This is a genomic window from Kitasatospora sp. NPDC088548, from assembly GCF_044753005.1.
In the GTDB taxonomy this organism is placed as follows: Bacteria; Actinomycetota; Actinomycetes; order Streptomycetales; family Streptomycetaceae; genus Kitasatospora.
Window position 1 is genome coordinate 70484 of sequence record NZ_JBIVMI010000010.1, and the last position, 12675, is coordinate 83158.

Annotated in this window: 12 protein-coding genes and 1 riboswitch; of the genes, 7 read left to right on the top strand and 5 right to left on the bottom strand. The window is 71.9% G+C overall.

The genetic code is table 11. The features are described from left to right. Positions 1–31 precede the first annotated feature (31 nt). A complete protein-coding gene (gene nagA, locus ACIP82_RS15195) occupies positions 32–1228 on the bottom strand; it encodes an N-acetylglucosamine-6-phosphate deacetylase (protein WP_400653684.1) in 1197 nt (398 codons plus the stop codon). Beyond that, entirely contained in the window at positions 1225–2172 is a 948-nt protein-coding gene (locus tag ACIP82_RS15200; RefSeq protein ID WP_400653685.1) for an ROK family protein, read from the bottom strand. Before ACIP82_RS15200 ends, nagA begins: the two co-directional genes overlap by 4 nt. Positions 2173–2490: 318 nt before the next feature. On the opposite strand from ACIP82_RS15200, the gene ACIP82_RS15205 reads away from it, so the two are divergent. Further along, complete coding sequence (locus ACIP82_RS15205) at positions 2491–3762, top strand: extracellular solute-binding protein (RefSeq protein ID WP_400653686.1); 1272 nt, start codon at positions 2491–2493, stop codon at positions 3760–3762. A gap of 60 nt (positions 3763–3822) precedes the next feature. On the opposite strand, the gene ACIP82_RS15210 is transcribed toward ACIP82_RS15205, so the two are convergent. Further along, positions 3823–4167, bottom strand: coding sequence for a cupin domain-containing protein (locus ACIP82_RS15210; protein ID WP_363612613.1), 345 nt, complete (start codon positions 4165–4167; stop codon positions 3823–3825). 112 nt (positions 4168–4279) lie between these two features. Here ACIP82_RS15210 and ACIP82_RS15215 point away from each other — a divergent pair, with 112 nt between their 5' ends. Then, positions 4280–4507: a DUF3263 domain-containing protein gene (locus ACIP82_RS15215; protein ID WP_400653687.1), complete on the top strand. Its 228-nt coding sequence runs from the start codon at positions 4280–4282 to the stop codon at positions 4505–4507. A gap of 100 nt (positions 4508–4607) precedes the next feature. Further along, a complete protein-coding gene (gene otsB / locus ACIP82_RS15220) occupies positions 4608–5438 on the top strand; it encodes a trehalose-phosphatase (RefSeq protein ID WP_363612609.1) in 831 nt (276 codons plus the stop codon). On the opposite strand, the gene ACIP82_RS15225 is transcribed toward otsB, so the two are convergent. Further along, entirely contained in the window at positions 5422–6891 is a 1470-nt protein-coding gene (locus ACIP82_RS15225; protein ID WP_400653688.1) for a trehalose-6-phosphate synthase, read from the bottom strand. The genes otsB and ACIP82_RS15225 overlap by 17 nt on opposite strands. Before the next feature lie 40 nt (positions 6892–6931). Continuing rightward, on the bottom strand, positions 6932–7972 hold the full coding sequence (locus ACIP82_RS15230; protein WP_363612605.1) for a glucosyl-3-phosphoglycerate synthase: 1041 nt from the start codon (positions 7970–7972) through the stop codon (positions 6932–6934). Positions 7973–8121: 149 nt separating this feature from the next. Then, positions 8122–8254, top strand: a riboswitch (SAM riboswitch). 17 nt (positions 8255–8271) lie between these two features. Here ACIP82_RS15230 and thrC point away from each other — a divergent pair. The 4 genes from thrC to groL all read left to right on the top strand — a co-directional run bounded on the left by thrC (position 8272) and on the right by groL (position 12641). After that, on the top strand, positions 8272–9558 hold the full coding sequence (gene thrC / locus ACIP82_RS15235) for a threonine synthase (RefSeq protein ID WP_400653689.1): 1287 nt from the start codon (positions 8272–8274) through the stop codon (positions 9556–9558). Positions 9559–9586: 28 nt separating this feature from the next. Beyond that, positions 9587–9865 carry a ubiquitin-like small modifier protein 1 gene (locus ACIP82_RS15240; RefSeq protein ID WP_363612600.1) on the top strand — a complete coding sequence of 93 codons (279 nt, stop codon included), beginning with the start codon at positions 9587–9589 and terminating at the stop codon, positions 9863–9865. A 576-nt stretch (positions 9866–10441) separates the two neighbouring features. After that, on the top strand, positions 10442–10645 hold the full coding sequence (locus tag ACIP82_RS15245; protein WP_030289665.1) for a cold-shock protein: 204 nt from the start codon (positions 10442–10444) through the stop codon (positions 10643–10645). A gap of 373 nt (positions 10646–11018) precedes the next feature. Further along, a complete protein-coding gene (gene groL / locus ACIP82_RS15250; protein WP_363612598.1) occupies positions 11019–12641 on the top strand; it encodes a chaperonin GroEL in 1623 nt (540 codons plus the stop codon). Positions 12642–12675: the final 34 nt, after the last annotated feature.

The window sequence follows — 12675 nt, forward strand, 5'->3', positions numbered from 1 at the left end:
TGCGGAGGGGGCGGGCGGCCGTGGCCGTCGGTCAGACGGACGTGACCGGGGCGAACTTCTCGGCGCCGGTGATCCACTCGCCGCGGCGCATCACGGCGATCAGGTCGTAGCTCTCGGAGTCGACGACCACCAGGTCGGCGTTCTTGCCGGTCTCCAGCGAGCCGATCGAGTCGGCGAGGCCGAGCAGGCGGGCCGGCGCGGCGGAGAGCGACTCGGCGGCCTGGTTCAGCGTCAGGTTGTTGACGGTGACGGACCGCTTGAACGCCACGTCCAGGGTGAGTGTGGAGCCGGCGATCGCGCCGCCCTCGACCAGACGGGCCACGCCCTCCTTCACCTCGACCTGGAGCGGGCCGAGCGGGTAGAGGCCGTCGCCCATGCCGGCCGCGCCCATCGCGTCGGTGATCAGCGCGACCCGGGAGGCGCCGGCGGTGCCGTAGGCGAGGTCGAGCACCGAGGGGTGCAGGTGGATGCCGTCGTTGATCAGCTCGACGGTGACCCGCTCGTCCTCCAGCAGCGCCACGATCGGGCCGGGCGCGCGGTGGGCGATGCCGGGCATGGCGTTGAAGAGGTGGGTGGCGACGGTGGCGCCGGCCTCGATCGCCTCCAGGGTCTTGGCGTAGTCGGAGTCGGTGTGGCCGACGGCGGCGATCACACCGAGGTCGGCGAGCATCCGCACGGACTCCAGGCCGCCGGCCAGCTCCGGCGCCAGGGTGACCATCCTGGCGTGGCCGCGGGCGGCGTCGACCAGCTTGCGGACCAGCGCCGGGTCGGGGTCGCGCAGCAGGTCGGGGCGGTGGGCGCCGCAGCGGTTGTGCGAGATGAACGGGCCCTCGAAGTGGATGCCGGCGAGGACGCCGTCCTCGACCAGCTCGGAGAGCACGGAGGCCTGGCGGGCGACCTCGTCGATCTCACCGGTGACGGTGGACGCCATGGTGGTCGTGGTGCCGTGTTCCAGGTGGGTACGGGCGACCTTGAGGGCCTCCTCGGCGATGCCGGAGGTGTACGAGGCGCCGCCGCCGCCGTGGACGTGCAGGTCGACGAAGCCGGGGACGACGGTGTACCCGGTCAGGTCGAGGTCGCCGGGCCCGGCCGCGCCGCCGAAGCCGGCGATCAGCGGGCCGTCGATCGAGAGCCGGTCGCCCTCGACGACACCGCCGGGCAGGACGAGTCGGGCGCCGGCCAGTGCGGTACGCCGCGGCAGAGCCGCTGATTGAATCCGCGTGGTCACGCGGTCACCTCCATGGAGAGCAGGTCCCAGGCGAGCAGGCCCGCGCCCAGGGATGCGGCGGTGTCTTTGAGCATGGCCGGTACGACCTCGGGGGGCATCTGGAAGGTCAGCCGCTCGTTGACCGCCGCGCGCAGGGGAGTGAAGAGGGTGTCACCGGCCTCGGCCAGCCCGCCGCCGACGATCACCGTGGACGGGTCGAGCAGGCTCTGGGCGAGCACGATGCCGTGGGCGAGGGCGTTCACCGCGTGCTGCCAGACCGCGACGGCACGGTCGTCCCCGGCGTCCACCGCGACGGCGCAGGATGCCGCGTCGGCGTCGGGGTCACCGCAGGCCGCGGCCCAGGCCCGGGAGACGGCGGAGGCGGAGGCGAGCGTCTCCAGGCAGCCCCGGGCGCCGCAGCCGCACTGCGGGCCGCCCGGCCGGACCACCACATGGCCGATCTCGCCGCCGTAGCCGTGGGCTCCGGCCTCGATCCGGCCACCGATGCCGATGGCGCCGGCGATGCCGGTGCCCAGCGCGATGAACAGGAAGCGCTCGACGCCCCGGCCGGCGCCGAGCCGGCCCTCGGCGAGACCGCCCGAGCGCACGTCGTGGCCGAGCGCGACCGGCATGGGCGGGCCGCCCGGGCCGGCCAGGCGCTCGCCCAGCAGCTTGCGCAGGGGGAGGTCCCGCCAGCCGAGGTTGGCGGAGAAGACCGCGATACCGTTCCTCTCGTCGATCGTCCCCGGGACGGCGACGCCCGCCGCCAGCGGGGCGACGCCGAAACGGCTTCGGCCCTCGTCCGCCAGATCGGCGGCGAAGTCGAGGATGGCGGCGACGACGGCGTCCGTGCCGTGCTCCCGCCCGGTCGGTCGGCGTGCTTCGAACAGCACGGAGCCGTCCTGGGCGAGCAGCGCGGCCTTCATGCCGGTGCCGCCTACATCGAGTGCGATGACGTGCTTCACGGAGGACAGTTTCCCTTGGTCGGGTCGGAGAGGTCTAGTCCAGTTGTCGGATTGGTCTGGTCCAAAGTAGGTGAGCTTTGTCGCAGAACCATGTGGTGTGCGGCACTTTGCGCGTCCTGCTGCGGCTCGCCGCCATTGCGCATCGTGCAATGACCTCCGCACTTCGATAACTACCCGGCACGTACCGGCCAGAGGTGTGGACCACCGTGCGGTGGGTTTGACAGTGTTACGCCTCCCCCCTGCCGGATTCCCCCGTCCGGCCGCTTTTCAGACAACTCCGACGTCCATCGGACTCCCCCCTCGAAGGCGGTACCCGCGTTGAACAGGCGCGCCCAGGTCCCCACCCGTCTGCTCGGCACCGCGCTGGCCGGAGCGCTGCTGCTCACCGGCTGCGGTGGGCAGGGCGACAGCACGGTCACCCTCAAGCTGGTCGCGGCCGACTACGGCGAGAGCGCGGAGACCAGCTCCAAGCCGTACTGGGACGACATCGCCCACCGCTTCGAGGCCGCCAACCCCGGGATCAAGGTCGATGTCGAGGTGGTCGGCTGGACCGACATCGGCAAGCGGGTCGACGACCTGATCGCCGCCGGCACGTCGCCCGACCTGCTGCAGACCGGCGGGTTCGCCGACCAGGCCGCCGCGGACCGGCTCTACCCGGCCACGGACGTGCTGTCCCTGGAGACCCAGGCCAACATGATGGATTCCTTCACGCACGCCGGGCAGATGCTCGGCACGCAGTACGGCATCCCGTTCGTCTCCTCCTCGCGGGTGCTGTTCTACAACAAGGCGGTCTTCCAGAAGGCCGGGATCAGCCAGCCGCCGGCCACCTGGAGCGAGCTCAAGCAGGACGCCGAGAAGATCAAGGCCAAGGTGCCGGGGGTCACCCCGTACGGCCTGCCGCTCGGCCCGGAGGAGGCCCCGGCCGAGTCGATGCTGTGGACGCTCAGCGGGGGCGGCAGCCTCTCCGACGACGTCGGCAACTACACCATCGACAGCCAGCAGAACCAGGCGACCTTCAGCTGGCTGCGCACCAACCTGGTCGACACCAAGCTCACCTACGCCGAGCCGGGCAAGATGAACCGCACGCCGGTGTTCACGGACTTCGCGGCGGGCAAGGTCGGCATGCTGAACGGGCACCCCACCCTGCTGCGGATGGCCGCCGCCGGGAAGATCGACTTCGGTACGGCGCCGATACCGAAGCGGGACGGGGTGGCCAAGACCGGCAGCCTCGGGGTCGCCGACTGGATGATGGCGTTCAAGGCCAACGGGCACAAGAACGAGATCAAGAAGTTCCTCTCCTTCGTGTACACCAAGGAGAACCAGCTGAAGTTCGACGAGACCTACAACCTGCTGCCGGTGACCCAGGACGCCTTCACCCAGATGACGACGGACGGCAAGCACGACGACCTGAAGCAGTTCGCGACGGGTCTGACGAACGCCAGCTTCTACCCGTTCGGGGATCCGGCGTGGACCGACGTCAGCAACCGGATCAAGGCGGGGATCGGGGAGGCCGTCACCGGCGACGCCAAGAAGGTGCTCGAGGGGCTGCAGGGGGCCGCGCTGAAGGAGGCCGCGCGGGTCCGGAAGTAGCCGGACCGGCGCGCGGGCCCCTCGGCGGCCACGGGCGTGGCGGGTGGTCGGAGCGCTCCGTCAGAGCGTGATGGCGTAGGCCTTGCGGAGGGTCTCGTGGACCGTCCAGGTGGTGCGGTCGCCGGCCCGGAGCACGGCGCAGTCGCCCGGGCCGACCTCCAGGGTCGGGCCGCCGTCGATCTCGATGGTGGCCCGGCCGCCGAGCACCACGAACAGCTCGTCGGCCTCGACATCGGTGACCACCCCGGGGGTGATCTGCCAGATGCCGCGGAGCTGGCGGCCGTCGGGGGACTCCGAGAGGACCTTGCCGGAGACCTCGGGGGTGCCGGAGACGATCTGGGCCGGGTCCAGCGGGTCGGGTTCGAGCTCGGCGGTGGGGATGTGCAGGGCGAAGCTGGTGGTCATGCCAGCGACGGTAGCGGCGCGGGCGGGGAGCGCGGGGGCGCAGAGTGTGTCGGACCGGCGGGGGAGAATGACAGGTCGTAGCGGACCGGGGCGTCGGAGGCGGTGACGGGGCATGGGTGAGCTGACCGGGCGGGACCGGGCGGTGCTGGAGCTGGAGGGACGGCAGTGGCGCACGGCCGGGGCCAAGGAACGGGCGATCCGGGAGGAGCTGGGGCTCTCCAGCACGCGGTACTACCAGCTGTTGAACGGGCTGCTGGATCGGCCGGAGGCCCTGGCCCACGCGCCGGTGCTGGTGAACCGGTTGCGGCGGGTACGGGTGGCCCGGCGGGCGGCCCGGTAGCGGGTCGGCAGTGGGTCGGTAGCGGTCGGTGGCGGTCGGTGGCGGTCGGTAGCCGACCGCCGGCCGGGTGACGGCGCGGCCGCGTGGGTAGGGTCCGGGCATGGTCTTCAAGGAGATTCCGCAGCCGGACACGGACGCCGGGCGCACGGGGCTGGAGGCGGTGCTCGCCTCGCCCGGGGACGCGGTGGTCGCCCTCGACTTCGACGGGACGCTGGCACCGATCGTGGCCGATCCGAGCCTGGCGCGCGCGCATCCGGGCGTGGCGGGGGCGCTGCGGGGGCTGGCCCCGCACGTCGGCTCGATCGTGGTGGTGACGGGCCGGCCGGCCGCGCTGGCGGTCGAGTACGGCGGGTTGGCGGCGGTCGACGGGCTGGTGGTGCTGGGGCACTACGGCGCCGAGCGCTGGGAGGCCGGAGAGGTCACGGCGCCGCCGGTGCACCCGGGGGTGGCGGGGGTGCGGACGGCGCTGCCGGACGTGCTGGCGGGGGCCGGGGCGCCGGCCGGGACCTGGGTGGAGGACAAGGGCCGCTCGCTGGCGGTGCACACCCGGCGCACCGGGGCACCGGAGGAGGCGTTCGAACTGCTGCGGGCACCGGTGGCGGCCCTGGCCGCCGAGTACGGGCTGGTGGTGGAGCCGGGCCGGCTGGTGCTGGAGCTGCGGCCACCGGGGGTGGACAAGGGCGCCGCGCTGACCGGCTTCCTGCGGGAGCGGGCCGCCCGGTCGGTGCTGTACGCCGGGGACGATCTGGGCGATGTGGCGGCCTACGCGGCGGTGGAGAAGCTGCGCGGGGAGGGGCTGGCCGGGCTGCTGGTGTGCAGCGGGACGACCGTCCGCGAGCTCGCCGACCGGGCCGACCTGGTGGTCCCGGGCCCGGCCGGCGTGGTGGAGCTGCTGGCGGCGCTGGGGGAGGAGCTCAGCCGAGCGCGTTGAGCTGGTCGAGGAACCACTGCTGGGGCGGCAGGGCGGTCGCGGCGGCGGCGAGGCGCTTGGTGCGGTCGGCGCGTTCGTCGGCGGGCATGGTGAGCCCGGCGTGCAGGGCGTCGGCGGTGGCGATGATGTCGTACGGGTTGACGGTGATCGCGTCGTCGGCGAGTTCGGCGTACGCGCCGGCCTCGCGGGAGAGGACCAGGGCGCAGCCGTGGTCGGAGACCACCGGGACCTCCTTGGCGACCAGGTTCATGCCGTCCCGGATCGGGTTGACGAGGGCCACGTCGGCCAGCCGGTAGGCGGCCAGGGAACGCGGGAAGTCGTCGTCGACGTGCAGGATCAGCGGCTGCCAGGTGGGGGTGGCGAACTCGTCGTTGATCTCCTGGGCCAGCCGCCGGACCTCGGCGGTGTAGGCCCGGTACTCGGCGAGGTCGGTGCGCGAGGGGTAGGCGAAGGCGACGTGCACGACCCGGTCGTGCCACTCGGGGCGGGTGCGCAGCAGGTGCCGGTAGGCGAGCAGGCCGCGGACGATGTTCTTGCTCAGTTCGGTGCGGTCCACCCGGACGACGGTGCGCCGGTCGCCGACGGCCTCACGGAGGGCGGCGAGGCGCTCGTCGACGTCCGGGCGGTGGGCGCGGTCGCGCAGGAAGTCGGCGTCGGCGCCGAGGCCGTGGACGCCGAGGAACGTGGTGCGGCCGTCGTGGGTGACCGTGAGGGCGGTCCGGTCGACGGTGGCGCCGAGCAGCGCCTCGCAGCAGTCGGCGAAGGCCAGGGCCCAGCGGCGGGTGAGGAAGCCGGCCCGGTCGGCGCCGAGGATCCCGGTGAGGACGGCGGCCGCGACATCGTCGGGAAGCAGCCGGAAGTACTCGGGCGGGGCCCACGGGGTGTGCGAGAAGTGGCCGATCCGCAGGTCGGGTCGGGCCGCGCGGAGCAGGGCGGGGACGAGGGACAGGTGGTAGTCCTGCACCAGGACCGCGGCGCCGGGGGCCGCCTCGGCGGCGAGGGCGTCGGCGAAGGCGGCGTTGTAGGCCAGGTAGGCCTGCCACTCGGTGCGGAAGCCGGCGTCGAAGGCGGGGGCGGTGGGGGTGGCGTACAGCAGGTGGTGGACGAACCAGAGGGTGGAGTTGGCGACCCCGTTGTAGGCCCGGGCGAAGGTCTCCGGATCTATGTCCAGCATCCGGACGGCCTGTCCGCCGACGTCGTGGCCGGCCAGGTCGAGGCGGCCGTGCGGGGCCTCCGCGGCGGCCCGGCGGTCGGCGTCGCCGAGGGCGGCGCAGACCCAGACGGCGCTGGGGTCGGCGATGGCGGAGAGCCCGGAGACCAGGCCGCCGCCGCCCCGGCGGAGGGTCAGCGTGTCGTCGTCCGCGGTGCTGAACGACACCGGTCCCCGGTTGGAGGCCACCAGTACGGGGGCGGTGCCGGTCGGACTCGAACGTTCGGTCGTGAGATCGCCCATGGTTGGTACGTTGCCGGGGGCCAGGGTCGGCAAACCCCGGTCAGTGCGGCAGGTGGCGGCTCACGTACTCGGGGACGGTGTGCATCGGGGGCCGTTCCAGGCCGGTGACCGGGTGGGTGTGGGCGGTGAAGGCACGGGTTTCCGGGTCGCGGGTGAACTGGGTGAGCAGCGGGTGCACCAGGTCGGCGGAGGCCTTGAGGCGGTGGGTGCGGTCGAGGCGTTCCAGGGCCGTGCGGTAGATGGTGGCGGCCATCCGGCCGAGCGCCTGGCCGTCCTGGTGGCGGTGGTGGCGCACGCCCACGTCCACCTGGGCCAGGGCGTCCAGACCGGCGGTCTCCAGGGCGTCGACCAGCAGGCCGAGCTCGACGCCGTAGCCGGTCGGGAACGGCAGCCGTTCGAGGAGCGAGCGGCGGGCCGCGTACTCGCCGCCGAGGGGCTGGACGAAGCCGGCCAGCTCCGGCCAGTGCAGGTTGAGCAGCGGGCGGGCGACCAGCTCGGTGACCCGGCCGCCGCCGGAGGGGACGACCGCGCCGCCCGCGTCGGACGGGCCGCTCGACGGCACTTCGAGCGGCCGGTCGTACATGGCCTTGACCAGCTGGATGTCGGGTTCGGTGAGCAGCGGGCCGATGATGCCGGAGACGAAGGCCGGGTCGAACTCGCGCAGGTCGGCGTCGACGAAGCAGACGATCTCGCCGCTGGTGACCAGCAGGGAGCGCCAGAGCACCTCGCCCTTGCCGGGGGCGGCGGGCAGCCGGGGCAGGATGTCGTCACGGTGCACCACCCGGGCGCCGGCCCCGGCGGCGACCGCGGCGGTGGCGTCGGTGGAGCCGGAGTCGACCACGACGAGTTCGTCGACCAGCGGGAGGCGCTCCATCAGCTCGCGGCGGACGGTGCGGACGATGTCGCCGACGGTGGCCTCCTCGTCCAGCGCGGGCAGGACCACGCTGACGGTGCCCGCCCGGCCCGCCGCCCGTTTGGCGTCCAGCAGCGTGCCGACCGGGCGGTCGGCCGCGCTCCAGGAGCGGCGGCGCAGCCAGGACGCCGCCTGCGGAAGGAGCGCGGGGGTCGGTTCGGCGGGCACGGGTCTCTCCTCGGCGGGTTCGGGTGGGACGGGGCATCTCGCGTGGCGGACGGTCCCGTTCGGGGTTGACGCCTTCGGATACAGTCTTCGTACAGCGATCGGACCTTCGCACGCCGGGGTCACCGCTGAGCAGGACCACAACTTCACAGAGCTCATCCAGAGGGACTGAGGGAACGGCCCGTTGACGTCCCGGCAACCTTCTCGCGCGGCTGTCGTACAGGCCCGGCGGGACAGGTGCCAATTCCGGCCTGTGGCGCGACCGCGTCACGGGGAAGATGAGGAGAGAGGCCTCCGCCATCATGGCTATCGACACCGCCGCACCCGCATCCCTCACCGTTGACCTCGGCCCCGCCGCCGCGCTGTCCTGTCGGGAGTGCGGCACCCGCTTTCCGCTCGGTCCGAGCTTCGCCTGCCTGGAGTGCTTCGGGCCGCTGGAGATCGCGTACGACTTCGGCGGCGAGGCCGCCGAGGACCTGCGCAAGCGGATCGAGGCCGGCCCGGCGTCGATCTGGCGCTACGCTCCGCTGCTGCCCGTTCCGGCCGATGTCGCCGGGAAGCCCAACCTGAACCCGGGCTGGACCCCGCTGGTGAAGGCCGACAACCTGGGCCGTGAGCTGGGCTTCACCGCTCAGCTGCACATCAAGGACGACTCGGGCAACCCCACCCACTCGTTCAAGGACCGCGTGGTGGCCTGCGCCATCGAGGCGGCCCGCGCGTTCGGCTTCACCACGCTGTCCTGCTCGTCCACCGGCAACCTGGCCGGCGCGGTGGGTGCGGCGGCGGCCCGGGCCGGATTCAAGTCCTGCGTGTTCATCCCGCACGACCTGGAGCAGGGCAAGGTCGTGATGGCCGGGGTCTACGGCGGCGAGCTGGTCGGCATCGAGGGCAACTACGACGACGTCAACCGCTTCTGTTCGGAGCTGATCGGCGACCCGGCCGGCGAGGGCTGGGGCTTCGTGAACGTCAACCTCCGCCCGTACTACGGCGAGGGCTCCAAGACGCTGGCGTACGAGATCTGCGAGCAGCTCGGCTGGCGGCTGCCGGAGCAGATCGTCATCCCGATCGCCTCGGGCTCCCAGCTCACCAAGATCGACAAGGGGCTGCAGGAGCTGATCAGGCTCGGTCTGGTCGAGGACCGGCCGTACCGGATCTTCGGGGCGCAGGCGGCCGGCTGCTCGCCGGTGTCGGCCGCGTTCAAGGCCGGCCGGGACGTGATCCGCCCGGTCAAGCCGGACACCATCGCCAAGTCGCTGGCGATCGGCAACCCGGCCGACGGCCCGTACGTGCTGGACATCGCCCGCCGCACCGGCGGCGCGGTCGAGGACGTCACCGACGCCGAGGTGGTGGCCGCGATCAAGCTGCTGGCCCGCACCGAGGGCATCTTCGCCGAGACCGCGGGCGGGGTGACCGTCGGCGTGCTGAAGAAGCTCGTCGAGACCGGGCAGCTGGACCCGGCCAAGGAGACCGTCGCGATCAACACCGGCGACGGCCTGAAGACCCTGGACGCCGTCTCCGACTCCGGCATGACCACCGTCATCCGCCCGACGCTGGAGTCCTTCCGCGACGCCGGCCTCGCCTCCGCCTGACCACCACCCCGCTAGGAGAGCCCCCGCCATGAGCGCCAACGTCCGCATTCCCACCATCCTGCGCACCTACACCGGCGGCTCCGCCGAGGTCGCCGCCGAGGGTGCCACCCTGGGCGATGTCATCGCCGACCTCGACAAGAACCACCCGGGCATCGCCGCCCGCGTCCTGGACGACGCCGGCAAGCTGCGCCGCTTCGTGAACGTCTACGTCAACGACGACGACGTGCGGTTCGCGGAGGGGCTGGCGACCGAGATCAAGGACGGCGCGAGCGTGTCGATCATCCCGGCGGTGGCCGGCGGCTGCTGAGCCCGTCCGCCGCTCTTCCCGGCCGGCCGTTCCCGCGTACGGAATTCCGAATTCCGTACGCGGGGGCGGCCGGCCGCATTTCGGCGGGAATATTTCCGGGTCCAGTCGGAGTAGAGTGTCGCTCGGCTGGGAACAGGGCTCCCCTTCCCCTTTCACCGGCGCCCGAATCCGGCTGAACCCGTATCGCCGGTGACCGTCCGGCCGCTGAGACCGGCGCCGCGCGCACGGCCGTGAAACATGTCAGGCAGATGTCAGAATTCTCAAGGGGATTTGAGTAATTCGTCCGCTATGTCCGGCGTGAAATGCCGATTTCCTCCTGATTTCACCGGAGGTGTCACCTGGCGGGCCCGGGGAATTCCCTGTGACTGACCCTGTTGCAGAGGGCGTCGATCCGGATACATTCAGCCGCGATCGACGCGATCGCCCGCCCATCGGATGCCGTCCGGTGGCTCGGCGGGGGACCGCGGCGTGCACGGCTGCGTCCAGGGGGGGTTCCCCGGGCCGGCCTCGAAACCAGACCCGGGCCCGCGACCTGCGGGCGCGTGAAGGGCCAGCACAGCACTAGGGGAGTTCGGAATGGCTCAGGGCACCGTCAAGTGGTTCAACGCGGAGAAGGGCTACGGCTTCATCGCGGTCGACGGTGGTGCGGACGTCTTCGTCCACTACAGCGCGATCCAGATGGACGGCTACCGCACCCTTGAGGAGGGCCAGCGGGTCGAGTTCGAGATCTCTCAGGGGCAGAAGGGCCCGCAGGCGGACATGGTCCGCGCCGCGGTCTGACCTTTCCGACCCCAGGAGTTCGGCTCGGCCCATCGGCTGGTGCGCCTCTTGCTTCGCGACGGGCCCGTACGACACACGTCGTACGGGCCCGTCGGCACGTGCGGCGGCGGGCGCCGCCGCACGTGGCGCCCGGGGCCCGTCGCGCGTCCGCCCGCGGGTGGCCGGTGCGGCTCGCGGGTTGCCGATTGGGCTTGCACTCGCCCTGCCAGAGTGCTAATCATTGGCGTTAGCACTCACAGCGTGAGAGTGACAGCGGACCGGGTCGGTGAGGCCCCCGGGAGCGGTAGGGGAAAGGACCCCCGCACACCAGGGCCGTCCGTCGCGGGCACCCCTTGGTCCGAGCAGTCGACCGTGTCCCGGAGGACCACTTCAGATGGCCAAGATCATCGCCTTTGATGAGGAAGCTCGCCGCGGCCTTGAGCGTGGCATGAACCAGCTCGCCGACGCAGTGAAGGTCACGCTCGGCCCCAAGGGTCGCAACGTCGTTCTGGAGAAGAAGTGGGGCGCCCCCACGATCACCAACGACGGTGTCTCCATCGCCAAGGAGATCGAGCTCGAGGACCCGTACGAGAAGATCGGCGCGGAGCTCGTCAAGGAGGTCGCCAAGAAGACCGACGACGTCGCGGGTGACGGCACCACCACCGCCACCGTGCTGGCCCAGGCGCTCGTCCGCGAGGGTCTGCGCAACGTCGCCGCCGGCGCCAACCCGATGGCCCTGAAGCGCGGTATCGAGAAGGCCGTCGCCGCCGTCTCGGACCAGCTGCTGGCCCAGGCCAAGGACGTGGAGACCAAGGAGCAGATCGCCTCCACCGCCTCCATCTCGGCCGCCGACACCCAGATCGGCGAGCTCATCGCCGAGGCCATGGACAAGGTCGGCAAGGAAGGCGTCATCACCGTCGAGGAGAGCAACACCTTCGGTCTGGAGCTTGAGCTCACCGAGGGCATGCGCTTCGACAAGGGCTACATCTCCGCCTACTTCGCCACCGACCTGGAGCGTATGGAGGCGAGCTTCGAGGACCCGTACATCCTCATCGCCAACTCCAAGATCGGCTCGGTCAAGGACCTGCTCCCGCTGCTGGAGAAGGTCATGCAGAGCGGCAAGCCGCTGGTCATCATCGCCGAGGACGTCGAGGGCGAGGCCCTGTCGACCCTGGTCGTGAACAAGATCCGCGGCACCTTCAAGTCCGTCGCCGTCAAGGCCCCGGGCTTCGGCGACCGCCGCAAGGCCATGCTCGGCGACATCGCCATCCTCACCGGTGGCACCGTGATCTCCGAGGAGGTCGGCCTCAAGCTCGAGAACGCCGGCATCGACCTGCTGGGCACTGCCCGCAAGGTGGTCATCACCAAGGACGAGACCACCATCGTCGACGGTGGCGGTGACAGCGAGCAGGTCGCCGGCCGCGTGAACCAGATCCGCGCCGAGATCGAGAACAGCGACTCGGACTACGACCGCGAGAAGCTCCAGGAGCGCCTCGCCAAGCTGGCCGGCGGCGTGGCCGTCATCAAGGCCGGCGCGGCCACCGAGGTGGAGCTCAAGGAGCGCAAGCACCGCATCGAGGACGCCGTCCGCAACGCCAAGGCCGCCGTCGAGGAGGGCATCGTCGCCGGTGGTGGCGTCGCCCTGCTGCAGGCCTCGGTCGCGTTCGACAAGCTGGAGCTCGAGGGCGACGAGGCCACCGGTGCCAACATCGTCAAGGTCGCGCTGGAGGCCCCGATCAAGCAGATCGCGACCAACGCCGGCCTGGAGGGTGGCGTCGTGGTGGAGAAGGTGCGCAACCTTCCCGCCGGTCACGGCCTGAACGCCGCCACCAACGAGTACGTCGACCTGGTCGCCGCGGGCATCATCGACCCGGCCAAGGTCACCCGCTCCGCGCTGCAGAACGCCGCCTCCATCGCGGCGCTCTTCCTCACCACCGAGGCCGTCATCGCCGACAAGCCGGAGAAGGCCGCCGCGGCCGCCGGCGGCGGCATGCCGGGCGGTGACATGGACTTCTGATCCGACTCGATCGGATCGGGCAGTTCCTCGCTCG

What these genes read in the sequence shown, in the direction of transcription:
- ACIP82_RS15210 (WP_363612613.1), bottom strand. Translation starts at nt 4,167, where the DNA reads ATGACCACCAGCTTCGCCCTGCACATCCCCACCGCCGAGCTCGAACCC.
- ACIP82_RS15215 (WP_400653687.1), top strand. Translation starts at nt 4,280, where the DNA reads ATGGGTGAGCTGACCGGGCGGGACCGGGCGGTGCTGGAGCTGGAGGGA.
- otsB (WP_363612609.1), top strand. Translation starts at nt 4,608, where the DNA reads ATGGTCTTCAAGGAGATTCCGCAGCCGGACACGGACGCCGGGCGCACG.
- ACIP82_RS15225 (WP_400653688.1), bottom strand. Translation starts at nt 6,891, where the DNA reads ATGGGCGATCTCACGACCGAACGTTCGAGTCCGACCGGCACCGCCCCC.
- thrC (WP_400653689.1), top strand. Translation starts at nt 8,272, where the DNA reads ATGGCTATCGACACCGCCGCACCCGCATCCCTCACCGTTGACCTCGGC.
- ACIP82_RS15240 (WP_363612600.1), top strand. Translation starts at nt 9,587, where the DNA reads ATGAGCGCCAACGTCCGCATTCCCACCATCCTGCGCACCTACACCGGC.
- ACIP82_RS15245 (WP_030289665.1), top strand. Translation starts at nt 10,442, where the DNA reads ATGGCTCAGGGCACCGTCAAGTGGTTCAACGCGGAGAAGGGCTACGGC.
- groL (WP_363612598.1), top strand. Translation starts at nt 11,019, where the DNA reads ATGGCCAAGATCATCGCCTTTGATGAGGAAGCTCGCCGCGGCCTTGAG.